Here is a 23,986-nt window from a genome sequence, read left to right as displayed (position 1 = left end):
ATGACAGCAGCAGCCAACGCCCAGACCATCGAGCGCTTCTACGAGGCCTTCTCCAGGCTCGATGCCCCCGCCATGGCCGCCTGCTATGCCAGCGATGCGGCGTTCGACGACGAGGCCTTTTCGCTGCGCGGCCGGCGCCAGGTGGGCGGCATGTGGCGCATGCTGTGCGATGCCACCCGGGCCAAGGGCGCCGACGTCTGGCGGCTCACGTGGCGCGACGTGCGCGCCGACGAAACCAGCGGCCAGGCCCACTGGGACGCGCACTACCGTTTCAGCGCCACGGGCCGGCTGGTCAACAACAGCGTGGATTCGCGCTTCGGCTTCACGCCCGACGGGCTGATTGCCACGCAGCGCGACAGCTTTGCGTTCTGGACCTGGTCGCGCCAGGCCCTGGGTGCCCCCGGGCTGCTGCTCGGCTGGACCCCGATGCTGCGCAACAAGGTACGCGCCACCGCGGCCGCCAATCTCGCCACCTATCTCGCACGCCAACCATGAGCAACAGCAACCTCGTCATCACCAACAACGAAGCCCAGCACCGCTACGAAGCCGCACTCGAGGGCCAGCTCGCGGCCTACGCCGAATACAACCTGCTGACCGACGCCATCATGTTCACCCACACCGAGGTGCTGCCCGAGCACGAAGGCAAGGGCGTGGGCTCGGGCATTGCACGGCATGTGCTCGACGAGGCGCGCACCAAGGGCCTTCACGTGATCCCGGTGTGCCAGTTCATCGCGGGCTACATTCGCAAGCACCGCGAATACGCCGACCTCGTGCGGCCCGACATCCAGCGCGCCTTCAAGATCTGACGGCTTGGGCCTTCGGCGCGGGCAGCCACGCGAAGGCCGCGATGCCCAGCACCAGCAGCAGGGCGATGGTGGCCAGTACGGCCGTGAGCGGATCGCCGCCATGTGCCGCAGCCAGCGAGGCCGCGACGCCGGTGCCCCACTGCATGAGCGCCACGCCGAGGAACACCGCCATGGTGAACACCGCCATTGCGCGGCCCGTGAGCGTGACCGGGTAGGCCACGCGCACGTCGGCGTATTGCCAGACGATGAAGCCCGAGAGCATGCCGATGAGCACCATGCCACCGATGTCCAGCCAGGCCGAGTGCGTGAAGGCGATGAGCGCGAACAGGCCCGCATAGCCGAGCGCGCAGGCCACGATCCAGCGGCGGCGCGCAGGGCCGTCGCGGTCCAGGCGCCCGAACAGCGGCGCACCGAAAAGCGAGATCACCGACACTGCCAGCGCGACGTTGCCGCTCTGCACCAGCGAATAGCCGTGGCGTTCCACCATGAGCGGCCCGAGCCACAACCCGCGCAGCGAGATGAACGCCGCGTAGGTCACGGCGCCGAGCAGGACGATGCCCAGCGTGTGCGGCATGGCCAACAGCGCGCCGAACTGGCGGATGGCCTCGGGAATTGATTCGTTCGTCCGAGGAACGGCCGACGCGGGCTCATGCACCCAGTGCCAGATCGCGAGCCACGCCAGCGCCGAAGCCGCAGCCAGCACCAGGAACCCGGCGCGCCACGAATAGGCCTGCACCAGCCACGCGAGCGGCGTGCCGGTGGCCAGCATGCCAAGGCCGCCGATGGCCAGCACCAGGCCCGACACGGTGGCAAAGCGTGCCGCCGGAAAGTGCCGCGCGATGAACACCGTGCACACCAGGAAGGCCGGCGCGCAGCCGATGCCGATCAGCGCCTGCCCCGCCACCAGCACCAGGTAGCTCGAGGACACCGCCGACAGCAACGCGCCCGCGATGGCGATCGGAAAGGCAACGAGCACCGTGCGGCGCACGCCGTGAAGATCGATGCCGATGCCCATGAAGAGCTGCATCGCGCCAAAGGCGAAATGAAAAGCGCCCGAGAAAATGCCGAGCGCCTGGGCCGAGAGCCTGAAGTCGGCCTGCAGCGGGCTTGCCATGATGGCGCCCACCGTGCGGAAGGCCTGGCTCAGCGCCACCCCGGCGCAAAGCGCCAGCACCATGGCCCACGCCGCGCGTGGTGTCAGCGGTGCGGTGGCCGGCCCGGAGTCAGGCACCGTGGCACTTCTTGTACTTCTTGCCGCTGCCGCAGGGGCAGGGATCGTTTCGGCCGGGAGTCGCTTCCTTGCGGATGGTCTCTACCTTCGGCCCCATGCTCTTCCAGAGCTGGCGCAGGTCGTACACGGCCCAGATGGCGGCGCCGAAATCGTCCAGTCGCTGCTGGCTCACACTGGGCGGGCCGTCGTCGCTGAACATCGAGAGCGTGGGCTTGGCCTTGTCGTCCTCGGTCAGCGCGACGATGTTGTCGAGCGCGTCGTCGAGCATCTGCGCGGCTTCCTTGTCGCGCGGGGCGGCCCAGTCTTCGGGCCAGTTCTCGACCGCATACATGAAGCCAAGCGCCCAGACCTGCGCGAAGGAGGGAATTTCCTCGCCCTCGACCGCGGCGCGCTCTTCTTCGGGCAGTGAGGCAATGGCGCCGCGGGTGTCGAGCACCTCGGGCTGCCAGCTGCGCTCGTCGTCGAGCGACTGCACGTCGGCGTCCAGGCCTTCCTCGATTTCGAGCCAGCGGCGCTTCCAGTTCCAGACGAACTCCATGTGCTGGGCCGGCGCGAAGCCATCGCCCAGCAGCACGGGCCAGTATTCGGCGGGCTCGATGGGCCGGCGGGTGCAGATCAGCGCGGCCATGAAGCCTTCGCAGAATTCCCACTGGGGAATTTCCTCGTCCTGCTCGCGCATGGCGTCGAGCGCCTGGTCGAGAGCGTCGAAATCGTCGGGGCCGAGGGGGGCGGAGGCGGGTGCTGCGGCCTGGGGGGTGTCGTTGGTGGTCGTCATCATGGCAAGTTCGGGGCAGCCCTCTATGATGCAGCAGGCTCCGGCAGTCCACTCATCTCCATGCCCACGATTATTCCGTTTCCAACGCGTTACAGCGCCTTTGCCCTGTGCGTGGCGGGCCTGGCCGCCAGCCTGGCCGCCGTGCTGGTGTCGCCGCACCTCTGGGCCGCCTGGGTGGCGCTGGTGGTTTTTGCGGTACTCAGCGGCACCGGCGTGCACGACCTGCGGCAGACGCGCCACGCCATCCTGCGCAACTATCCGGTGATCGGCCACCTGCGCTTCCTGCTGGAATTCATCCGGCCGGAAATGCGGCAGTACTTCATCGAGAGCGATTCCGAGGCGGCGCCGTTTTCGCGCGCGCAGCGTTCGCTGGTGTACCAGCGCGCGAAGGGCGACCCCGACAACCGCCCTTTCGGCACCCAACTCAACGTGACGATTGCGGGCTACGAGTGGATCAACCACTCGATGCAGCCGACCCGGCTTGAAAACCACGATTTCCGCATCGTGATCGGCGGCACGCCGCAGCCGGCGGAGGCCAACCCGGCACAAGTTTGCACGCAGCCCTACAGCGCGAGCGTCTTCAATATTTCGGCCATGAGCTTCGGCGCGCTGTCGGCCAACGCGATCCTCGCGCTCAACCAGGGCGCCAGGATGGGCGGCTTTGCGCACGACACCGGCGAGGGCTCCATTTCGCAGCACCACCGCGTGCATGGCGGCGACCTGATCTGGGAAATCGGCTCGGGCTACTTCGGCTGCCGCAACGAGGACGGCAGCTTCAACGCCGAGCGTTTCAGCGCCAACGCGCGCGATCCGCAGGTGAAGATGATCGAGCTCAAGCTGAGCCAGGGCGCCAAGCCCGGCCACGGCGGCGTGCTGCCCGCGCCCAAGGTCACGATCGAGATTGCGGCCGCGCGGGGCGTGCGGGTGGGCGTGGACTGCATCTCGCCTGCCTCGCACAGTGCGTTCTCCACGCCGGTCGAGATGATGCATTTCATCGCCAGGCTGCGCGAGCTGTCGGGCGGCAAGCCCACGGGCTTCAAGTTCTGCCTCGGCCATCCGTGGGAATGGTTCGCGATCGTCAAGGCCATGCAGGCGACCGGCATCACGCCCGACTTCATTGTGGTGGACGGCGCCGAGGGCGGCACGGGCGCCGCGCCGGTCGAGTTCAGCGACCACGTGGGCGCGCCGCTGCAGGAGGGCCTGCTGCTGGTGCACAACACGCTCATCGGCGTGAATCTGCGCCACCGCATCAAGCTGGGCTGCGCCGGCAAGGTGATCACGGCCTTCGACGTGGCGCGCATGATGGCGCTGGGCGCCGACTGGTGCAACGCGGCGCGCGGATTCATGATGGCCCTGGGCTGCATCCAGGCGCAAAGCTGCCACACGGGCCATTGCCCCACGGGCGTGACCACGCAGGACCCGGTGCGCCAGCAGGCGCTGGTGGTGCCAACCAAGGCCGACCGCGTTCGCAACTTCCACCGCAGCACGCTGCACGCGCTGCAGGAGCTGGTGCAGGCGGCCGGCCTCGATCATCCGCAGCAGATCACCGCGCACCACATCGTGCGGCGCATCTCCGACACCGAGGTGCGCCTCTTGAGCAACCTGGTGATGCAGGTGCAGCCTGGCGCTCTGCTCGGCCCGCTCGACAAGCAGCACAACGTGTTCCGCACCTACTGGCCGCTGGCCAGTGCCGAGAGCTTTCAGCCTGCGACGCAGGGGCCGCACGGCCTGGTGTCGAACCTGCCGCTGGCCGCATGAATCCCTTGCGACGCGGCGCTTCGGCGCGGCCGCACAGCGCCAAAGGGGCCGCCTCGGCGCCCGCGCCCCTCGACGCGCAGCCCTTTGCGCCGGCGCCGGGCGACTACGCCGAGTTCCTGCGCGTCACGCTGCCCAAGCAGCAGAAGAACGTGGCCAGCCACCGCCTGGGCAGCGAACGCGTGTGGCTCAAGAAGGCCGGCCCGCGCCACGGCAAGTGGGGCTACCGCGTGATGGCGGCGGTTGCACGCATGGCGCGGCTGGACATCATCAAGCCGGTGCCCAATCCGGGCGGCGAAGCCGCCATTGCCACCGAGGCCCGGCGCCTCAGGCAGCTGGCAGCCGCAGGCCTGCGCGTGCCCGCGGTGCTGGCGCAGCAGCCGAACGGCCTGCTCATCTCCGACCTGGGCGAAAGCGGCCGCACCACCGTCGTGCTGCAGGAGCGGCTCGACCAGGCTGCGGCGGCCGGGCCCGCCGCGCTGCTCGCGGTCTGGCGCGAAGGGCTCGCCGCCATCGCGCAGGTGCATGTGCGCGGCCAGCACCTGAGCCAGGCCTTCGACCGCAACCTGGTGCAGTGCCCCGACGGGGTCATCGGCTACATCGACTTCGAGGACGACCCGGCCGAAGTAATGACGCTGGCCGAGTGCCAGGCGCGCGACTGGCTCAGCTACCTGCATTCCACGGCCATGATGCTGGAGGCCGCCGCGCCCGAAGCCGCCGGCCTGCACTGGCACGCCGCGCTCGCCGAAGTGGGCGAGGAGGTGCGCCAGCGCATCGCGGAGGCGGCGCGGCGCATGAAGTGGGCGCAGAAGCTGCCGGCCAGCCGCCGCTGGGGCCGTGACACGCAACGCGTGCGCGCGGTGGCACGGCTCCTGGGGCGCTGGCACGGTGCGCCGCCCTCCGCCTCTGCCGGCTAGCGCGCCAGCACCGCCTGCACCACCACGCCTTGCGCCGCGAGGCGCTTGCGCATCGTCAGCACGGCCTGGTCCTTGCTGAGCAGCCGTGCGCGCCGGGCCACCGCCAGATCGATGAAGACTTGGTCATCCGGGTCCTTGCAGACGCAAGGGGCGCGTGGCGGCACCTCTGCAACCAGTTGCACGCGCTCGTCGAAGGCCGCGAGAACGGCCTCTGCCGCCAGGCTCCTGCGCGCCAGGCGCGCTGCGATGAGCGGATAGCCGAGCACCCGCGCAAGCTCAGCGCGCATGGCAGCGGTCGCCAGCCAGCGCAATTCGCAGGCAGCAAGAGCGGCAGCCAGCGCCAGGCAGTCGGGGTTGTCGAACACCAGCAAATCGAGCGCGATGTTGGTGTCGATGACAACGAAGGCACCGGGCGCGGCGCTTGCTTCTTCTGGGGAAAGGAAAATTTGTGCGTTTGGAATAACCCCGATGTTGCACCATGCGCCACCGCAAGGCACAAACGGCATCGTCCATTCACAATCTGCTGCCCGGGCCGTGCGCGGCGCCTTTCGAAACTCCGAATGATGAAACGACCTTTCCTGCTGCTGCTCGCCCTTCTGGCAGGCCCGCTGGCCCATGCGGAGTGGCTCACCCTGACCGGCTCGGCCGGAGAGGCGACCAACAGCTATGTGCAGGTCGACCCCACCAGCGTGGTGGTGGACGGAAGCAAGCGGCTCGTGGCGGTGCGAATCAGCCTGGCCGAGCCCCGCACCAGCCAGGAGGGCATCAAGTTCCGGTCTGTCACGGCCCAAGCGAGCGTGGACTGCGACGCCCGCAAGGCACGCTACGTGAGCGCCACCTACTTCGGGCAGCCGAATTTCGTCGGGCCGCCGCTGGCGGTGCGGGAGTTCGACGAAACCGATGTCCGTCCGATGAAATTCGACGGCCTGCCGGGAGACTTGGCGGCCAGGACGGTGAACGCAGCGTGCGGCGTGGGCGTGAAGTAACCGCCCGCCGGATCGCCGGCCTGCCTACTTTCTGGCCGAGCCGGCCACCATGTCGAAGCGGAACAGGCGGCATTCGATCGGCCCGTTCCACATCGGCACCCGGCGCGACTCCTTGAGCCGCATGCGCTTGGGCAGTTTCAGATCGGGCGTGAGCACCCAGGCGGTCCAGCCGGGGTAGTTCTTTTTCCAGTGCGTGGCGAGTTGCGGAAAAAACTCGCCGCCCTCGTCCACTTCGCCGCCGCCCTCGGCATTGCCGGGCGTTTGCGCGGCCTCGCGGGCGCCGAAGCGCGCAACGCCGCCGACCTCGATCCGCTCGCCGTAGGGCGGGTTGAGCATGATCACGCCGCCCTCGGCCGGGGGCATGCGCTGCAGCGCGTCGCCGCCGCGGAACTCGATCGCGTCGGCCACGCCGGCACGCTCCGCGTTGCGCTCGGCAAAGTCGACCATGCGGTGCGAGACGTCGGAGCCGAAGATCGCGACCTCCCGCGCGGTGGCCGATGATTCGGCCCCCTTCTTGATCGCATCCCACACGTGCGCCTGGAACGGCAGCAGCTTCTCGAAGCCGAAGCGTCGCAGCGACCCGGCCGGGATGCCGCGCGCAATTTGCGCCGCCTCGATGGCAATGGTGCCGCTGCCGCAGCAGGGGTCGTACAGCGGCTCGGCGGCCACCTGGCCGGTTTCGGGATTCCACCAGCCGCTGGCGGCCAGCATGGCGGCGGCCAGCGTTTCCTTCAGCGGCGCATCGCCCTTGTCCTGCCGCCAGCCGCGCTTGAAGAGCGGCTCGCCCGAGGTGTCGATGTAGAGCGTGCAGTGCTCGGTGGTCAGGTGGGCGAACACCCGACAGTCGGGCCACTGCGTCTCGATGCTGGGTCGCACGCCGTTGGCCTTGGCACGAAAGCGGTCGGCAATCGCATCCTTGATGCGCAGCGTGGCGAAGTTCAAGCTCTGCAGCGGGCTGTGCTGCGCCGTGGTCTCGATCTTGAAGGTCTGCTTGGGCGTGAACCAGATCTCCCAGGCCACGCCGCTCGCGATGGCGTACAGGTCGTTCTCGCTGCGGTAGGGCGCATGGGCCAGCTCGACCAGCACGCGCTGCGCGAGCCGGCTGTGCAGGTTGAGCTTGAGCGCGTCGCGCCACTCGGCGCGCACCCGCACGCCGCCGCGCAGCGTGAGCAGGTCTTGCCCGACGCGGCCCGTGAGCGCATGGACTTCCTGCGCCAGGAATTCCTCGACGCCGGCGGCGCAAGGCAGAAAAAGAGAAAGATCGTTCACAAGGGGTTTGCCATCATCATCGGCCGGCTGGGGAAACGCCATTGTCGCCGCGCCGGGCCGCTTCTCTATATAGTGGCCCGGCCGATGAATTCCACCACCGCGCCCATGGTTGCTCCGGTCATTGCCGGAAACGACCGCTTTGCGATCGAGTGCGAGGTGCTGCGGCTTTCGGTTCGGCCCATCGGCCCGGTGCTGCTGGTGCAATACCTGCTGAACTGCGGCGTGGCAGCTCTTTTCGCCTGGCAATACTCGCTCGCTCATGCGCTGGTGTGGATCTCGCTGATCACGTTGGTGACGGTCATGCGCGGCTTCTTTCCCCAGCGCCTGCCCGACCCCTTCACGCCCGAGAGTCTGCGCGAGGCGCAGCGCCTGCACACCGTGCGCACCGGCATCTGGGAGCTGGCGCACGGCCTGGCCGGCGTGCTGCTGTTCAACACGGGCCACGCCGAGCAGCAGCTGCTGCTCGGGCTGATGCTGATGGGAATGACGCTCTCGTCTGCGTTCTCGGTCTCTTTCTACACGCCGGCCACGCAGCTGGCGATCACGCTGCTGCTGGCACCCGTGATCCTCACCGGGCTGTGGCTCGGGGCACCGACCATGATGGCCGTGTCGGTCATCGGCATCGGCCTGACCGCGATGATGTGGAAGCTGGTGGCCGAACGCTCGCGCCAGCTCGAGGAAAACATCGGCCTGCGCCTCAACGAGCGCAGCTTGCGCGAGCAGGCGCTGGCCGGCCTGCGCGCCTCCGAGCGGGCCCAGGCCGAACGGCTGCGCTTCTTCTCGGCCGCCAACCACGACCTGCGCCAGCCGGTGATGGCCATCGGCCTGCAGACCGAGGTGCTGCGCCAGCAGTTGAACAACGGCGCCGACGCGCCGCTGGTGCAGCACACGGTGGCGTCGCTCGCGCGGGCGCAGCAGGCGCTCGAAGGCCTCACCAACCAGCTGCTCGAAATTGGCCGCATCGAGGCGGCGATCGATCCGTTGCAGCCGGTGGCGGTGTCGCTGGCGCCGCTCTTGCGCGAGCTGGCGCGCCAGTTCGGCCCTGGCCGCGTCAGGTTGCGCTGCCCCACCGATGCGGTGGCCTGGGCCGATGCCGTGTCGCTGCGCCGCGTGCTGGCCAACCTGGTCGACAACGCCGTCAAGTTCACGCCACGCGGCCGGGTGCTGCTGGCGGTGCGGGCGCGCCGACGCGACACCGGGCGCGCCTGGCGCATCGAGGTGCGCGACAGCGGCATCGGCATTGCGGCGGATTCGCAGGAGCGGGTGTTCGGCGACTTCGAGCAGGTCGGCAATGTCGAGCGCAACCTGCGCCGCGGCCACGGGCTGGGCTTGGCGATCGTGCGGCGGCTGGCCGGGCAACTCGGCATCGAGGTGTCGCTGCGCTCGGCGCCGGGGCGTGGCTCGGTGTTCGGCTTCGAGCTGCCCGCGGCGCCTGCCGATGCGCCGGTGCCGCCGGCGCCTGCGCCCCTGCCGCAGCCGCCCTCCGACGCGGCGGCGCGCGCATTGCATCCGGGCCTTGCCGTGCTGGTGGTGGAAGACAACGCCGTGGTGGCCGACAGCCTCAGTGCGCTGCTGAGGCAATGGCAGCTGGCGCCGCGTGTCTACGGCAGCGCAGCCGAGGCGCTGGCGCTGGCCGACCTGCGCGCGCTCGACGCGGCGTTGTGCGACATCCGGCTGCCGGGCGGGCTCGACGGCATCGCGCTGGCGGAACGGCTGCAGCGGCAGAAGCCGTCGCTCACCATCGCGCTGATTTCGGCCGACATCGGCGAAGCCACCCATCGGCTGGCTGCGGAGCGCGGCTGGCACGCACTGCGCAAGCCGGTGCAACCGGCCGAGCTGCATGCGGTGCTGCTGCAGGCGCAGCAGGCGTCATCAGGGCACTGACGCCGCCGGCCACGCGCCTGGCACGGCTCGTGCGGTGCCTTCACCGCTTCCGATATATGCTCCGCGCACAGGCCGCTGGTCCTGCTTCCGATGCCTGCCGACACACCTCCATCTTCCGCCACCGCCCTTGCCGAAACGCCCGCCGCCCTGCGCGACCTGCGCTATGGCCCGGTGGCCATGGCGCTGCACTGGCTGCTCGCGGCCATGATCGTCGGCTCGCTGGGCGTCGGACTCTACATGACCGGCCTGCCGCTCTCGCCGGCCCGCATCAAGCTCTACAACTGGCACAAATGGGCCGGGGTGACGATCCTGCTGCTGTCGGCCCTGCGGCTTTTGTGGCGGCTGCGCCATCCGCCGCCGCCGCTGCCGTCGCATGCGGCGGCCACCATGCCGCGCTGGCAGCGCACCGGCTATCGGGCGAGCCACGCGTTGATGTACCTGCTGTTTCTCGCGGTGCCGCTGTTCGGCTGGGCCTACAGCTCGGCCCTGGGCTTTCCGGTCGTGTGGTTCGGCGTGCTGCCGCTGGCGGACTTCATGCCGGTCGACAAGGAGCTGGCCGAGGCCGTGCTGAAGCCGCTGCACAAGGGCAGCGCGTTCACGCTGGCCGCGGTGGCGCTGCTGCACGTGGCGGCGGTGCTCAAGCACCACTGGATCGACCGCGACGGCATCTTGAAACGCATGTGGCCCGCGCCACGCTAGGAATCCGCCAGATGATGCGCATCTTCCGTCTCTTTCTCGCAGCCGCTGCATTCGCCGACCTGGCGCCCGCGGGCGCCGAGCCCGCAACGGCGACCCGGCTCGTGGCCGACAAGAGCCAGATCGCCTTCGTCAGCAAGCAGATGGGCGTGCCGGTGGAAGGCACTTTCAAGAAGTTCGAAGCGCAAGTGGCTTTCGACCCGAGGAAGCCCGAAGGCGGCACTGTGGCGCTGCAGATCGACACGGCCAGCGCATCGCTCGGCGTGCCGATGAGCGACGCCGAACTGCCCAAGGCCCCGTGGTTCGACACCGGGCATTTTCCGCAGGCCAGCTTCCAGTCGAGCGCCATCAAGGCGCTGGGCGAAGGCCGGTTCGAGATGGCGGGCAAGCTCACCATCAAGAGCATTGCGCGGCAGGTCACGGTGCCGGTCACCATCGCGCCGGCTGGCGGCTACGCGGTGGCTACCGGAAGCTTTACGATCCAGCGGCTCGACTACAAGGTGGGCGACGGCGAATGGACCGACACCTCGGTGATCGGCAACGACGTGCAGGTTCGCTTCAAGTTCACGCTCGCGGGCCTCGGTCCGCTTTGAGCCCCTTTTTTGTCCTCTCAACTGATTTTGTTTTCACGCCAAGCACGCCCATTGCCATGAAGAAGCTCTTCCTCGCTGCCGCATTGTCTGCAGCGACCATTGCCACCCCCGCCCTGGCGCAGGAATACACGGCACCGCCCGTCGCAGCCAAGCCCGCGGGCGGCCCGGCAAAGAATGCCAGCTACGTGATCGATCCGACCCACACCTTCGTGATGTACGAGATGGGGCACTACGGCACCACCACCAATCGCGGCCGGTTCAGTACCAAGGACGGCTCGGTGCAGATCGACGGCAGCGGCAGCAGCGGCAAGGTCGACATCACGATGGACATCAGCTCCATCAACACCGGCGTCGACCTGCTCAACCGCCACGTGCAAAGCAAGGACTTCTTCAACGTGGCCGAGTTTCCGACCGGCCGCTTCGTGGCGGACCGCATCGAATTCAACGGCGACAAGGTGGTCGACGTGCCGGGCACGCTCACGCTGATGGGCCAGACCAAGCCGGTCACGCTCAAGGCCGTGCGCTTCAACTGCTACCTGAACCCGCTCATCAACCGCCAAGTCTGCGGCGGCGACTTCGAAACCACGGTGCAGCGCAGCGACTGGGGCATCACGTGGGGCCTGAACTTCGGCTTCGAGAACAAGGTGAAGCTGCTGGTGCAGGTCGAAGCGGTCAACGTGCAGCAATAGCGAACATGAACGGCGGGCCTACAGCAAGCTCTCGGGCGTCAGCGGCGCCAGCAACTCGAGCATGGCGCGGCCCCAGAAATCGGAGTCGGGCTCCTCGTTCAGCACGGTGGTCTTGCCGGCGTCCTCGCTGATCCATTCGATGCGCGAGGGGTTGCCGCCGCCCTCGGCAAAGCGCAGGCGGTAGGCGCCCTGCTGCTTGAGCACGTCGATGAGCTTGAGCGCCTGCTGCGCCATCTCGGGGCTGCGGATGAAAAGGCCGATCTCGGTGTTGTGCGTTTCGGAGCGCGGATCGAAATTCATCGAGCCGACGAAAAGTACCTGCCGATCGATCACCGCCGACTTGGCATGCAGCCGGCCGACCGAGGTGCCGAAGAGCCCCAGCCGCACGCTGCGCCGGGTGCGCGTGGTGCTGAGCTCGTACAGGTCGGCGCCCAGCTTCAGCATGTCGGGGCGGTAGCGGCGGTACGCGGTGTGCACCAGCGGTTCGTCGGTGGCCGCGAGCGAATTGGTGACCACGCTGATCTTCACGTTGCGCCTGCGGATCTCGCGCATCACTTCCAGGCCGGCCTCGCCCGGAATCAGGTAGGGCGAGACGATGGTCACCTCGGAGCGCGCGCGGCGCATCTGCTCGACCACGTTGTAGCGCACGCTGTCGACGTCGAGCAGCGGCACGCCGCCGTACGACACGGTCTTGCCGATCACGCGGTCGGGCGAATCGGCGTAGGCCTCGGCAAGGGCCCAGATCAGGCCAAGCCTGCCGGTGGCAAGGTCTTCGGCCATCGGGCTGTAGCCGAGCAGGTCGTTGGGCGCGGGCCGCGGCGGCGGCGGCGTGGTGTCGGGGCCGGTGACGGCTTCGAAGCGCTCTTGCAAATCCTCGCGCGAAAGGCCCGTGGCCACCACCGACTGGATCGGCCGAACGTAAACGCTGTTCCAGTACTGGTCGAACAGGGTGCCGAGGCGCGGCACCAGCGCGCCGGTCACGAAGGTGTCGAGATCGAGAAAATTCTCGCCCGCCGTGCGCCTGAAATACTGGTTGCCAATGTTGCGGCCGCCCGCCACCGCCATGGCGCCGTCGGCGATGAAGAGCTTGTTGTGCATGCGCCGGTTGACGCGGCTGAAGTCGAAGAGCGAGGCTGCGAAGCGCTTGAGCAGGCTGCCGCGCCCGGCCGGAAACGGGTTGAAGAGGCGCAGCTCGACGTTCGGCGTGGCGGCCAGGCCAAGCAGCAGTTCGTCCTCGCCCGAGGTGTAGAGGTCGTCCATCAAGAGCCGCACGCGCACGCCGCGCACGGCCGCGTCGCGCAAGGTGCGCAGCAGGTAGCGGCCAGTCTCATCGTTCTCGATCTGGTAGTACTGGACGTCGAGCGTGCGCTGGGCGCGGCGTGCAAGCTGGATGCGCGTGTCGAAGGCGAAGTCGCCTCCTGGCATCAACCGAAAGCCGCTGAGGTCGGGGTCGGGCTGCGCCGCCAGCGCGATCTTGCCGAGCGCGGTATCGGTCGACGCGGCCATGGCCCGGGTTGGCGGGCGCGGCGCTTCGTCGGGCAGGGTGGCGCAGCCGGCAAAAAGCAGCGCCGCCGCCATGACGAAAACCCAGTGCCCACAGCGCGACAGCAGGCGGCAGGCCACCATCGGCGGCTTTCTACAGCGCCTTGCGGAGGTTGGCGGGCGCGATGCGCAGCGCCTCGCGGTACTTGGCCACGGTGCGCCGCGCGCACTCGATGCCCTGCTCCTTGAGCATCTCGGAAATCTGGCTGTCGGACAGCGGCTTCTTGATGCTCTCGGAACTCACGAACTGCTTGATCAGCGCGCGCACCGCGGTGCTCGAGGCATTGCCACCGGTCTCGGTGCCGAGCGCGGAGCCGAAGAAGTACTTGAGTTCGACCGTGCCGAAGGGCGTGGCCATGTACTTGGCGGTGGTCACGCGCGAGATGGTCGATTCGTGCAGGCCGAGCTCGTCGGCGATCTCGCGCAGCACCAGCGGTCGCATGGCGAGCTCGCCGTGCACGAAGTAGCTTTTCTGCCGCTCGACGATGGCATTGGAGACGCGCAGGATGGTGTCGAAGCGCTGCTGGATGTTCTTGATGAACCAGCGCGCCTCCTGCAGCCGCTGCGACAGCGCCTGGCTGCCCTCGCCCTTGTGCGACTTGAGGGCGCCGGCGTATATGTCGTGCACGCGCAGCCGCGGCATCACCTCGGGGTTGAGCATGACGCGGAACTTGACGTTGGTGCCGCGGCCGATCTTGGTGACGATCACGTCGGGGACCACGATGTTGCGCTCGACGTCGACGAAGCGGCGACCCGGCTTGGGCTCGAGCCGCGAGATGATTTGCAGCGCCGAGCGCACCAGCTCTTCATTGGTGCGGGTGAGCGTGGCCAGGCGCTTGAAGTCGCGCCGCGCGAGCAGTTCCATCGGCTGCTTGCAGATGGCGATGGCGGTCTTGCGGACCAGGGCGTGTTCTTCGGTTTCGTCCTCGCTGGCGAGCGCGCGCAGCTGGATGCCGAGGCATTCGCCCAGGTCGCGCGCGCCGACACCGGCCGGCTCCAGGCTCTGCAGCAGGCCGAGCGCCACCTGGAAGTGATGCACCAGCTCGTCGAACTGGTCGTTGTCGTCGCCCGCAAGGCCCGAGGCCAGCGCCGGCAGCGAATCTTCGAGATAGCCGTCGTCGTTGAGCGATTCGATCAGGAAGCGCAGCGCGGCACAGTCGTTCTCGTTGAGTCGGAGGCTGAGCGCCTGCCGGTGCAGGAAGGACTGCAGCGACTCCTGGCTGCGCGCGAGTTCGGTGGCGTCGGCGCGCTCGTCATCGCCCAGGTTGTTCTGGCGCGCGGGGGCATCGCTGCCCCACTCGCTGTCGTCCGGCGCCATGTCGACGGTGCCGTCGCCTTCCCAGTCGGGCTCGCGCTCTGTCGCGTCGGCGGCGGGAACGTCGGTCTCGGTCGCCGCGGTGGTTTCGCTGGATGTGGTGGCCGCGCTGCTGGTCGGGGCCGAGGCGAAGTCGCTCTCGCCGGCCTCGCCCGATGATTCATCGCGCGGCACCGGGGTATCGATGGCATCGAGGCCGAATTCCTCGCGCGCCGCTTCTTCCGCGGTGCGTTCGAGGAACGGGTTCTCGTCGAGCATCTGCTCGACCTCCTGGCTCAGTTCGAGCGTGGAGAGCTGCAGCAGCCGGATCGACTGCTGCAGCTGAGGCGTGAGCGCCAGATGCTGCGAGACGCGAAGGGACAGCCCTTGCTTCATGGAGACCGACTCCTCCCTTACATCCGGAAGTGCTCGCCGAGGTACACCCTGCGTACTTCGGCGTTGTCGACGATCTCCGAGGGCGTGCCTTGTGCCAGCACATGCCCGTCGCTGATGATGAACGCGTGATCGCAGATGCCCAGCGTTTCACGCACGTTGTGGTCGGTGATGAGCACGCCGATGCCGCGCTCCTTCAGGAAGCTGATGATCCGCTGGATCTCGATCACCGCGATGGGGTCGATGCCGGCAAAGGGCTCGTCCAGCAGGATGAAGCGCGGCTGCGTGGCCAGCGCGCGGGCAATTTCGACCCGGCGCCGTTCGCCGCCCGAGAGCGCGAGCGCGGGGGAATCGCGCAGATGGTCCACGCGCAAGTCGGCCAGCAGCCCCGAGAGCCGCTCTTCGGTGCGCTGCTTCGACAGGGGCGCGGGTTTGCCGTTGCCATCGGGCTCGCGCTGGAGCTCGAGCACGGCACGCACGTTTTCCTCGACCGTGAGCTTGCGGAAGATGGAGGCTTCCTGCGGCAGGTAGCTCAGGCCCATGCGGGCGCGCCGGTGGATCGGCATGTGCGCAATGGGTTCGCCGTCGATGGTGATCTCGCCGGCGTCGGCCCGCACCAGGCCCACGATCATGTAGAACGAGGTGGTCTTGCCAGCGCCGTTGGGGCCCAGAAGCCCCACGACTTCGCCCTTTTGAACGTCGAGCGAGACATCCTTGACGACCTTGCGGCTGCCGTAGCTTTTTTGCAGGCCGCGCACCACCAGGCGGCTGCCCGGTGTGCCATCGGCGTTGTGGCTTCCAGCGGTTTCGATCACTTGCGCCCTTCCCCTTCGCTGCCGCTGAGCGTGGTGCTCGGGCGCAGGCCGGCACCGGGTGCCGGCTGTGGCGCCGCTGGCGCGGCCCGTCCGCCGGCCGGCGTCGGGGCGCCTGGCGCGGGCGCCGTGGCGCTCTTGGGCGTCAGAATGGTCTTCACCCGCCCGCCGCCCGCCGGGGCATTCACCCCGGTGTTCGGCGGTACGGTGGAACCGTTGACCGTGTAGGTGTCGTTGCTCTGGTCGTAGACGATGAGCGCGCCGCTGCTTTCGTCGTTTGGCGTGGCGCCCAGCAGGCGGCGCATGACGGCATTGCGGATGAACTTGACGTTGTCGGCGCGGCTGTCGTACTCGATGACTTCGGATTCGCCCTCGATCCACTCGTCGGGCGCATTGCGCTTCTGCTTGTAGTAGGCCCGCTTGCCAGGGGCCGCGGTGACCACCCCGTACTGGTAGCCCTCGGCGTCCTGCCGCACGTCGATGCGCGCGCCGCGGATGATGATCGTGCCCTTCGTGACCAGCACGTTCCCCGTGAACACGCTCGTCTGCTTGAGGTCGTCATAACGCATGGCGTCAGACTCGATGTTCATCGGCTTGGTGCGGTCGGCCGTCTCGGCCAGAGCGCCCGAGGCGAGACCGGCCAGCAACAGCGCGCCAACACTCAGGTGAGTCAGGCGAGCCAGGCGGCCGAGGCGGCGAACAGGAGGAGTGGTGTTGGAGTAGGAGTGCAATGTCATAGAGGCACGAAACTTGCTCTGCATTGTATGCGGCAGATGGCGCCAGCCCTGCACGCAGGGATGAAAAAGCCCGCCAAAGCGGGCTTGACATCCATCCGGAAACACCGCGAAACCGGCTCCGCCGGCCGCAGGTGATTACCCCCTGAAAAAGGGGGTCAGCCCTTCTTGGCTTCGCCGATCAGAAAGTTGGTGACCTGGAGCGCCTTGGTCATGTTGCCGGCCGTTTCGCCGTCCACATACCAGCGGCCGGCAATTGCCAGGGCCGGAACGCCGGCCACCTTGTAGGAGTCGGTCATCTGCGAGGCGCGCTTCGCCTTGCTGGCCACGCCAAACGAGGTAAAGACTTCCTTGAACTTGGCGCCGTCCAGGCCATTGGCGGTGGCCCAGGCAATGATGTTGGCGTCGCCGTTCACGTTCTGGCGCTGCTTGTGGATCGCGTCGAACACCTTTGGCTGGAATTCGTCGACCTTGCCCAGCGTTTCGAGCGCGTAGTACAGGCGCTGCTTGGCTTCGACGTCGTTGCCCACGAAAGGCACGGGCACGCGGCGGAAGGCCACTTCCTTCGGCGCCGTCTTGAGCCAGGCTTCGAGCTGCGGCTCGAAATCGTTGCAGTGCGGGCAGTTGTACGAGAAGAACTCGATCACTTCGATCTTGCCCGCCGGCGCATCGACCGCCACGCGCTTGTCGAGCACCAGGTACTCGGTGCCGGCCTTGGGCACGCGCGCCTGGGCGTGCGCGCTGTTGCCAGCCAGGGAAAGCAGCCCGAGCGAGGTGGCGGCGAGCGAAAAGTCACGACGTTTCATTGAAAGAGTTCTCCTGTTGGGTACGGCAGACTGAGCCGGCGCGCCGCGCGGAGTTCCCGCATGCGGCTTGCCCAGGACAATCCGGGTTGGCGGCGGCCCGTGCCGCGCGGCAAAGCTTAAAGAATATTCGCAACCGCCGCTCGCGGATACCGCGGCCGGCGGTTCGCGAGCATCAGCGCTGGACGCGCACCAGCGCCGATTCGAGGCCGCCGCTGTCGAGCCGCTCTTTCAGGCGGTCGGCATCGTCCTTCTTGCTGAACGGACCGGCGCGCACCCGGTAGACCGTGCGGCCGGCCTGCTCGCGCTCGGTGACCCGGGCCTCGACGCCCATCAACGACAGCTTGGCGCGCTGGGCCTCGGCGTCTTCGGTGGTGCGGAAGGCGCCGGCCTGCACGAAATACATGAACGGATCGGGCCCCGCTGCTGCGCTGTTGTTGCTGCTGGGCGCGGCGGAAGCGGTAGTAGTGCTGCTGCCGCCGGCCCGCGCGCGGGCAAGGTCGCCCAGCGGATCGTTCGAAGGCGGCAGCGAATTGGCCTCGGCCGGCACCGGCGCCGGACGCGGGGGCTTGGCCGGAGCCACGACCACTGGCACCGGCGGGGCGGGCGGCGGCGCGGTGGCCGGTGCCACGGCCGCTGTGTCGCCGCCGCTCGGCGGGGCCACCGGAGCGGGAGCGGCCGGCTTGGGTGCGCCAGCCTTGCCTGCCAGGGGCGCGTTGGGATCCCAATCGCGGTTCTTGCGGGCTTCGGCTTCGTCTTGCTCGGCGCCGCCGCGCTGGGTCTTGGTCACGAACGGAATCGGCACCTTGGTCACGTAGACCGCAATGCCCAGCGCGACCCCCAACCCCAGCACCAGGCCGACGATGAGCCCGATGACGATGTTGCCGCGTTGTCTGGTTGTCTTCTTCATGGTGTTTTCACATCTTGCTCGGCGCACTGACGCCGAGAATCGCGAGGCCATTGTGCAGCACCTGCGCGCAGGCGGCGACGAGCGCGAGCCGCGCCAGCTTCACCGGCTCTTCATCGACCAGGATGCGCTCTGCGTCGTAGTAGCTGTGGTAGCTGGCCGCCAGTTCGCGCAGGTAAAAAGTGACGTCGTGCGGTGCAAAATCCTTGGCGGCGGCCGTGAGCATGGCGGGGTACTTGGCGAGCAGCAACATGAGCGCCTGCGCGGCCGGGCTTTCGAGCGGCGACAGGTCGACGGTCTTGAGCGTGGCGGGGTCGCCGCCCCAGCCGGCCAGCACCGAGCAAATGCGCGCATGGGCGTACTGCACGTAGTACACCGGGTTGTCGTTGTTCTTGGTCACGGCCAGGTCGACGTCGAAGGTGTACTCGGTGTCGGGTTTGCGGCTCAATAGGAAGAAGCGCACGGCGTCGGTGCTGGTCCATTCGATCAGGTCGCGCAAGGTGACGTAGCTGCCCGCGCGCTTGCTGATCTTGACCTCTTCGCCGCCCTTCATCACGCGCACCATGGTGTGCAGCACGTAGTCGGGGTAGCCCGCGGGAATGCCGACGCCGGCGGCCTGGAGCCCGGCGCGCACGCGCGCGATGGTGCCGTGGTGGTCGGTGCCCTGGATGTTGACCACCTTGTGGAAGCCGCGCTCCCACTTGGCGATGTGATAGGCGACGTCAGGCACGAAGTACGTGTACGTACCGTCCTGCTTCTTCATCACGCGGTCCTTGTCGTCGCCGTAGTCGGTCGACCGGAGCCACAGCGCGCCGTCCTGCTCGTAGGTCTTGCCGGCGGCCACGAGCTTTTGCACCGCGGCCTCGACGCGGCCGCTGGTATACAGGCTGGACTCGAGGTAGTAGTTGTCGAAGCGCACGCGGAAGGCCTGCAGGTCGAGGTCCTGCTCCCGGCGCAGGTAGGCCACGGCAAATTCGCGGATCGAATCGAGGTCGCCGATGTCGCCGCTGGCCGTGTATTCGCGGTCGTCCGACTTGACGGTCTTCCTGGCCTTGAAGTCTTCGGCGATGTCGGCGATGTAGTCGCCGTTGTAGGCGGGGGCCTTTTCGCCGCTCGGCCATTCGGCGTCGCCGGGCTTGAAGCCGCGGGCGCGCAGCTGGGTGCTGTTGGCCAGCGTCTGGATCTGCACGCCGGCGTCGTTGTAATAGAACTCGCGCCAGACGGTGTCGCCCTGGGAAGCGCGCAGGTTGCAGATGGCATCGCCCAGCGCGGCCTGGCGGCCGTGGCCGACGTGAAGCGGGCCGGTCGGGTTGGCGGAGACGAACTCGACCAGCACCTTTTCACCGGTGGCGGGCTGCTGGCCGAAGGCGTCGGCCGCGTTCAGCACCTCGCGCACGATCTGCTGCTTGGCAGAGGTCTTGAGGCGGATGTTCAGAAAGCCGGGGCCGGCGATCTCGATGGCTTCGACCCACTGGCCGAACACGGGGGTGGCGAGCAGCGCGGCGCTGAGCTCTTCGGCGAGTTCGCGGGGCTTGCGCCCGAGCGGCTTGGCGAGTTGCATGGCGGCCGTGCTGGCGAAGTCGCCATGGGCGGCCACCTTGGGCGACTCGAACGCGGCTTTGGAGCCGGCGCCGGGCGAGAGGGATTCGAGCGTGTTCGCGAGCGCCGCGAGCAGCTCCTGTTTGACCAATAGCATCTGCGGATTTTACCGGGGGCAAACCCGGGCGGCCGCGGCGATGGTCATCCGGCGGCCGGTGTGGGCCGTTAGTGTGAGCAGCCCCGGGGCGGGGCACCTGTCACAAACCAACCCTGCAAGGACATATCACCATGAAGAAGCTCCTTTCCCTGATCGCCCTGGGCGCCTGCCTTTCGTTCGGCGTCGCACAGGCACAAGACAAGGCCCCCGCGCCTGCGGTCGCCCCGGCTGCCAAAGCCCCCGCACCTGCCGTCGCCCCGGCTGCAACACCCGCTACGCCGGCAACACCCGCCACCCCGGCGGCAAAGGCTCCGGCAACACCCGCCACGCCGGCGGCCAAGGCCCCGACCGCCCAGCAAAGCAAGATGACGACCTGCAACCAGGAGGCCGGCGACAAGAAGGGCAACGAGCGCAAGGCCTTCATGAAGAGCTGCCTGAGCGCCAAGCCGGTCATGACTGCCAAGCCGACCCAGCAGGAAAAGATGAAGACCTGCAATGCCGACCAGAAGGCCAAGACCCTGAAAGGCGATGCCCGCAAGGCCTTCATGAAGGAATGCCTGAGCGCCTAGCCTGATCCTTCCCGCAAAGAGCCCCGCACGCGCTTCGCGCCCGCGGGGCTTTTTCTTGGGCGCTACTTGAGCACGCCCAGCAGGTTGTTGAAATCGTCGGTCCAGGGACGGGCGTCTTCGGGCGTCGCGATGGGCGATGCCACCGCGCGCAGGGGGTCGCGTGCCAGCACGGCCGGATCGCGCGCCACCAGCACCCAGTCGGTGGGATTGAGCCACTTCGAGGCTTCCGCGTCGTCGCTGACGAGCACGGCGTGCAAGCCCTTCGCCTGCGCGATCCGCGCCACCACCGGCGCCAGCTCGAGAAACCGATTGGTCACGTGAAAGGCCACGATGCCGTCCGGCTTCATGTGCCGCATGTACACGTCCATGGCCTCTGCCGTGAGCAGGTGAACCGGCACCGCGTCGCCCGAGAAGGCGTCGACCGCGAGCAGGTCGAAGCCCTGCGGCGACTCGCGCTCCAGCGCCAGCCGCGCGTCGCCGAGCACGCGCTCGATGCGCGCGGGGCTGTCGCGCAGAAAGGTGAATTCGCTGTCCGCCAGTTCGAACACCTGCGGATTGATCTCGTAGATCCGATAGACGTCGCCGCTGCGGCCGTAGCTCGCCAGCGTGCCGGCGCCAAGGCCGATCAGCCCGACGTGGCGCGGTGCGGCCGGCGCCACGGCCATGGCGCGGCCAATGCCAGACGTCGCACCGTAGTAAGTTGTGGGCTCGCGCCGGCGCGACGGATCCAGGAACTGCTCGCCGTGCTTGATGGACCCATGGGACAGCAGGCGCACATTGTTCGACGGGTCGGTGCGGCGCACGTCGAAGGTGATCAGCGCGCCATAGAAATTGCGCAGCAGGTGGCGCGCGTCCGACCGGTCGCCGCCGATCTGCACGATCAGAAAGAAAGCGCAGCAAGCCGCCAGCGCCACGCTGGACACCCGCAGCCAGACGCGCCGGCGCAGCACCGCGGCTGCCGCCAGCGCCGTCAGCATCAGGCCGATGCCCATTTCGTAGTACGCCGGCAGCACGTGCGGCGCCACCAGCCCCACCAGGGCGCCGCCCGTGGCACCGCCCAGCGACAGCATCAGGTAGAAACGCGTGAGATGGTTCGGGCCCGGGCGCAGCCTTGCCGTCTCTCCATGCAGGAACATGCACAGCACGAAAAGGCCGCCGACATAGATCGGCAGCCCCGTGCGCACGTCGGAGCCGACGTGGTGCTGCAGGCCAAAGGCGCACAGCAACAGCACGCCCGCCGCGAGCGGCAGGAACACGCTGCGCCGGTACCAGCGGTCGCTCTCGAAGCACAGCACGAAGGTGAACAGGTACAGCGAAAGCGGCAGTATCCAGAGAAACGGAACTGCGGCCACGTTCTGGGTGATGTGGTTGGTCACGGCCAGCAACAGCCATGAGGCCAGCGCCGGCAACACGAGCCAGAGCAGGCTGTCGGTCCAGGGCGGCTGCTTGTATTCTTCGGCAGCCGCGGCCTGGCCCGGCCCTTCCGGCAACGGCGTGTCCTCAGGCCAGCGGCGCGCCACGAGCAAGGTCGTGCCGGCGCAAAGCACCACGAACAAACCATAGCCCCAGGACCATCCGCGCGCCTGCTGCCAGAGCGAGCTGCGGGGCTCTATGAACACCGGGTAGCACAGCAGCGACAGCAGCGATGCAAGGTTCGACAGCGAGAAGTACCGATACACCTGCGCGCCCCAGGGCGTGCGCGCCACCCACGACTGCACCAGCGGCCCGGTGGTCGAAAGCAGGAAGTACGGTAGGCCGATGGTTGCGAACAGCAGGCCCAGGATCAGCCAGGTCGGGTCTTCGGCGCCGCTGGGCTTCCAACCCGCGCGCACCACGAGCGGTAGGAACGCGAGGCTCGCAAGCAGCAGCCCCACGTGCAGCGCGGCCTGCGCCCGCACGCGCAGGTGGCGCGTGACCCAATCGGAATACGCATAGCCCGCGAGCAGCACGGCCTGGAAGAACACCATGCAGATCGACCACACGGCGGCCGAGCCGCCGAACCAAGGCAGGATCTGCTTGGCGATCAGTGGCTGCACCAGGAACAGCAGGAACGCGCTGCTGAAGATGGTGCCGGCAAACAGAAGCTGGATGCCGGCGCGTCCCATGGGGCCTACTTGCCGAAGCCTCGTGCGAGGAACACGGCCACCAGCGGAATCAGCGCAATCAGGTGCGCCTGCACCATCACCAGCTTGCGCGTCTTCTTGATGTCGTCTTCGGCCGGCAGCGTGCCGTTGGCCCGCAGCGCCTTGCGCCAGCGCAGGTAGGCCAGCGTCGGAAAGATCGAGAGCACGCCAACGACGATGAACAGCCCGAGCTTCACGTGCAGCAGCGGATTGGTCCAGTACCAGGCCGTGCCCTTCACACCCCACACGGTGCGCGCGATGCCGGTGGCCAGCACAGTCACTGCCGCAATGCCGTAGACCATGTCCACCCGGGCGAGCCGTTCCACCACGGCGGCATTGAGCCACTGCACGCGGCACAGCGCCGCTTCGCTGGAGATGAACACCACCATCGTGAGGATGGCCAGCAAGTGCAGGTAGGCAAGGATGGCTTCGAGGGTCATCGTCGGCTTTCTTCTCTTCTCAGTGGGGTTGCAAATGCTTGCACATTGTGCCGCCCCTCGCGCGCTTTACCCTCTTCCGCCCCAGAATTCGGGGCGTCCGTAGTGCGCCTTGAGGAAATCAAGCCACAGTCGCACCCGAAGCGGCAGGTGCTTGGTGCCGGTGAATACCGCATAGATGCCGTTCGGCGGCGCGGCAAATTCATCGAGCAGCGGCACCAGCAGGCCGGCATCGATCTCGGCCTCGACCTCCCAGGTGCTGCGCCATGCAATGCCGTGGCCGGCCAAACACCAGTCGTGCAGCACCTGGCCGTCGGAACAGTCCAGCGGGCCGTCCGGCCGCAGATGGATCAATTCCTCGCCGCCGTCTTCGGCCGGGATCCCCGCACCCGTCAGGGTGCGTTCCTGACCCCGCCCTTGGGCGGTCCGCGGAACGCGGAACGCCCAGCCGCGCGTTTGCGAGGCATCGCTCGACAGTGTCAGGCAGGCGAAGCGCGAGAGCTCGCTCGGATGCCGCGGCATGCCGTAGCGGCGCACGAACTCCGGCGTGGCGACGCAGCGGCGGCGGTTATCGGCGAGCCGCACGCTCACCAGGGACGAATCGGGCATGTCGCCCACGCGCACCGCGCAGTCGAAGCTTTCGCCGCGCACGTCGACCACGCGGTCGCTCAGGTTGAGCGAGATGGTGACCTCGGGATGCAGCGCATGAAAGCGCGGCACCAGCGGCGCCACGTGGCGGCGGCCGAAGCCGGCCGGCGCCGTCACGCGCAGATGGCCGCTGGCCTTGACGCCGCCGGCGCTCACGCTGGCCTCGGCGTTGGCGAATTCGGTCAGCAGGCGCTGGCAGTCCTCGAGAAAGGCGCTGCCTTCGTGCGTGAGCGTGATGCGCCGCGTGGTGCGCACCAGCAGCTTCACGCCCAGCCGCGCCTCGAGCGCATCGAGCCGCCGCCCCATGATGGCGGGCGCGACACCCTCGGCCTTGGCCGCGGCCGTGAGACCGCCGCGGGTCGCCACCGAGACGAAGGATTCGAGTTGCTTCAGGCGGTCCATGGCGCCCGAACTATATCGCCCGGGG

General features: G+C 68.1%; 24 protein-coding genes. 10 read left to right on the top strand and 14 right to left on the bottom strand.

The features are described 5' to 3' along the window. Positions 1 to 495: a nuclear transport factor 2 family protein gene (locus BLR24_RS22005; protein ID WP_093020812.1), complete on the top strand. Its 495-nt coding sequence runs from the start codon at positions 1 to 3 to the stop codon at positions 493 to 495. Further along, complete coding sequence (locus tag BLR24_RS22000; RefSeq protein WP_093020810.1) at positions 492 to 806, top strand: GNAT family N-acetyltransferase; 315 nt, start codon at positions 492 to 494, stop codon at positions 804 to 806. Before BLR24_RS22005 ends, BLR24_RS22000 begins: the two co-directional genes overlap by 4 nt. Here BLR24_RS22000 and BLR24_RS21995 read toward each other — a convergent pair. Next, on the bottom strand, positions 796 to 1,983 hold the full coding sequence (locus BLR24_RS21995) for an MFS transporter (protein WP_093020808.1): 1,188 nt from the start codon (positions 1,981 to 1,983) through the stop codon (positions 796 to 798). The genes BLR24_RS22000 and BLR24_RS21995 overlap by 11 nt on opposite strands. Before the next feature lie 46 nt (positions 1,984 to 2,029). After that, entirely contained in the window at positions 2,030 to 2,812 is a 783-nt protein-coding gene (locus BLR24_RS21990) for a UPF0149 family protein (protein WP_093021065.1), read from the bottom strand. Positions 2,813 to 2,872: 60 nt separating this feature from the next. Between BLR24_RS21990 and BLR24_RS21985 the strand changes: the two genes are divergently transcribed. Together BLR24_RS21985 and BLR24_RS21980 are read left to right on the top strand one after the other, a co-directional pair. Continuing rightward, entirely contained in the window at positions 2,873 to 4,570 is a 1,698-nt protein-coding gene (locus tag BLR24_RS21985; protein WP_093020806.1) for an FMN-binding glutamate synthase family protein, read from the top strand. Further along, positions 4,567 to 5,484: a BUD32 family EKC/KEOPS complex subunit gene (locus BLR24_RS21980; RefSeq protein ID WP_093020804.1), complete on the top strand. Its 918-nt coding sequence runs from the start codon at positions 4,567 to 4,569 to the stop codon at positions 5,482 to 5,484. Before BLR24_RS21985 ends, BLR24_RS21980 begins: the two co-directional genes overlap by 4 nt. Here the strand turns inward: BLR24_RS21980 and BLR24_RS21975 are convergent. Continuing rightward, positions 5,481 to 5,990, bottom strand: coding sequence for a putative toxin-antitoxin system toxin component, PIN family (locus BLR24_RS21975; RefSeq protein ID WP_093020802.1), 510 nt, complete (start codon positions 5,988 to 5,990; stop codon positions 5,481 to 5,483). The two genes, BLR24_RS21980 and BLR24_RS21975, sit on opposite strands and share 4 nt — an antisense overlap. A gap of 54 nt (positions 5,991 to 6,044) precedes the next feature. Here BLR24_RS21975 and BLR24_RS21970 point away from each other — a divergent pair, with 54 nt between their 5' ends. Beyond that, complete coding sequence (locus tag BLR24_RS21970; RefSeq protein ID WP_254787499.1) at positions 6,045 to 6,470, top strand: surface-adhesin E family protein; 426 nt, start codon at positions 6,045 to 6,047, stop codon at positions 6,468 to 6,470. A 24-nt stretch (positions 6,471 to 6,494) separates the two neighbouring features. On the opposite strand, the gene BLR24_RS21965 is transcribed toward BLR24_RS21970, so the two are convergent. Next, complete coding sequence (locus BLR24_RS21965) at positions 6,495 to 7,739, bottom strand: THUMP domain-containing class I SAM-dependent RNA methyltransferase (RefSeq protein WP_093020800.1); 1,245 nt, start codon at positions 7,737 to 7,739, stop codon at positions 6,495 to 6,497. A gap of 84 nt (positions 7,740 to 7,823) precedes the next feature. On the opposite strand from BLR24_RS21965, the gene BLR24_RS21960 reads away from it, so the two are divergent. The 4 genes from BLR24_RS21960 to BLR24_RS21945 all read left to right on the top strand — a co-directional run bounded on the left by BLR24_RS21960 (position 7,824) and on the right by BLR24_RS21945 (position 11,601). Further along, the gene (locus BLR24_RS21960) at positions 7,824 to 9,623 is read left to right on the top strand and encodes an ATP-binding response regulator (protein ID WP_093020797.1); all 1,800 of its coding nucleotides are present in this window, start codon (positions 7,824 to 7,826) and stop codon (positions 9,621 to 9,623) included. Positions 9,624 to 9,713: 90 nt separating this feature from the next. Then, positions 9,714 to 10,322, top strand: coding sequence for a cytochrome b (locus BLR24_RS21955; protein ID WP_093020795.1), 609 nt, complete (start codon positions 9,714 to 9,716; stop codon positions 10,320 to 10,322). A gap of 11 nt (positions 10,323 to 10,333) precedes the next feature. Further along, the gene (locus BLR24_RS21950) at positions 10,334 to 10,912 is read left to right on the top strand and encodes a YceI family protein (RefSeq protein WP_093021062.1); all 579 of its coding nucleotides are present in this window, start codon (positions 10,334 to 10,336) and stop codon (positions 10,910 to 10,912) included. Between the two features lie 56 nt (positions 10,913 to 10,968). Further along, positions 10,969 to 11,601 (top strand): YceI family protein, encoded by a 633-nt coding sequence (locus BLR24_RS21945; protein WP_093020793.1) that lies wholly within the window; start codon positions 10,969 to 10,971, stop codon positions 11,599 to 11,601. 18 nt (positions 11,602 to 11,619) lie between these two features. On the opposite strand, the gene BLR24_RS21940 is transcribed toward BLR24_RS21945, so the two are convergent. The 7 genes from BLR24_RS21940 to argS form a co-directional block, all read right to left on the bottom strand. After that, positions 11,620 to 13,224: a phospholipase D family protein gene (locus tag BLR24_RS21940; protein ID WP_093021060.1), complete on the bottom strand. Its 1,605-nt coding sequence runs from the start codon at positions 13,222 to 13,224 to the stop codon at positions 11,620 to 11,622. Positions 13,225 to 13,237: 13 nt separating this feature from the next. Next, positions 13,238 to 14,833, bottom strand: coding sequence for an RNA polymerase factor sigma-54 (rpoN, locus tag BLR24_RS21935; protein WP_093020791.1), 1,596 nt, complete (start codon positions 14,831 to 14,833; stop codon positions 13,238 to 13,240). Between the two features lie 17 nt (positions 14,834 to 14,850). Continuing rightward, entirely contained in the window at positions 14,851 to 15,645 is a 795-nt protein-coding gene (gene lptB, locus BLR24_RS21930) for an LPS export ABC transporter ATP-binding protein (RefSeq protein WP_093020789.1), read from the bottom strand. Next, positions 15,642 to 16,379 (bottom strand): lipopolysaccharide transport periplasmic protein LptA, encoded by a 738-nt coding sequence (gene lptA, locus BLR24_RS21925; protein ID WP_093020787.1) that lies wholly within the window; start codon positions 16,377 to 16,379, stop codon positions 15,642 to 15,644. The genes lptB and lptA overlap by 4 nt, the downstream gene beginning before the upstream one ends. Before the next feature lie 155 nt (positions 16,380 to 16,534). Then, the gene (locus BLR24_RS21920) at positions 16,535 to 17,182 is read right to left on the bottom strand and encodes a thiol:disulfide interchange protein DsbA/DsbL (protein ID WP_093020785.1); all 648 of its coding nucleotides are present in this window, start codon (positions 17,180 to 17,182) and stop codon (positions 16,535 to 16,537) included. Between the two features lie 172 nt (positions 17,183 to 17,354). Continuing rightward, positions 17,355 to 18,089, bottom strand: a complete 735-nt coding sequence (locus BLR24_RS21915; RefSeq protein WP_093020783.1) for an SPOR domain-containing protein — start codon at positions 18,087 to 18,089, stop codon at positions 17,355 to 17,357. Between the two features lie 7 nt (positions 18,090 to 18,096). Next, on the bottom strand, positions 18,097 to 19,782 hold the full coding sequence (gene argS, locus BLR24_RS21910; protein WP_093020781.1) for an arginine--tRNA ligase: 1,686 nt from the start codon (positions 19,780 to 19,782) through the stop codon (positions 18,097 to 18,099). A gap of 131 nt (positions 19,783 to 19,913) precedes the next feature. Between argS and BLR24_RS21905 the strand changes: the two genes are divergently transcribed. After that, positions 19,914 to 20,351 carry a PsiF family protein gene (locus BLR24_RS21905; protein WP_093020779.1) on the top strand — a complete coding sequence of 146 codons (438 nt, stop codon included), beginning with the start codon at positions 19,914 to 19,916 and terminating at the stop codon, positions 20,349 to 20,351. A gap of 62 nt (positions 20,352 to 20,413) precedes the next feature. Here BLR24_RS21905 and BLR24_RS21900 read toward each other — a convergent pair whose 3' ends face one another. From BLR24_RS21900 to BLR24_RS21890, 3 genes are all read right to left on the bottom strand, one after another. Beyond that, a complete protein-coding gene (locus BLR24_RS21900; protein WP_093020777.1) occupies positions 20,414 to 22,456 on the bottom strand; it encodes a fused MFS/spermidine synthase in 2,043 nt (680 codons plus the stop codon). A 5-nt stretch (positions 22,457 to 22,461) separates the two neighbouring features. After that, a complete protein-coding gene (locus BLR24_RS21895; RefSeq protein WP_093020775.1) occupies positions 22,462 to 22,914 on the bottom strand; it encodes a DUF2214 family protein in 453 nt (150 codons plus the stop codon). A 66-nt stretch (positions 22,915 to 22,980) separates the two neighbouring features. Then, entirely contained in the window at positions 22,981 to 23,961 is a 981-nt protein-coding gene (locus BLR24_RS21890; RefSeq protein ID WP_093020773.1) for a LysR family transcriptional regulator, read from the bottom strand. Positions 23,962 to 23,986: the final 25 nt, after the last annotated feature.

Origin of the sequence: Variovorax sp. OV700 (genome assembly GCF_900099805.1) — a bacterium.
Lineage (GTDB): Bacteria > Pseudomonadota > Gammaproteobacteria > Burkholderiales > Burkholderiaceae_C > Variovorax.
Note: the sequence above shows the minus strand (reverse complement) of the source record. Positions and strands in the feature narration are given on the sequence as shown.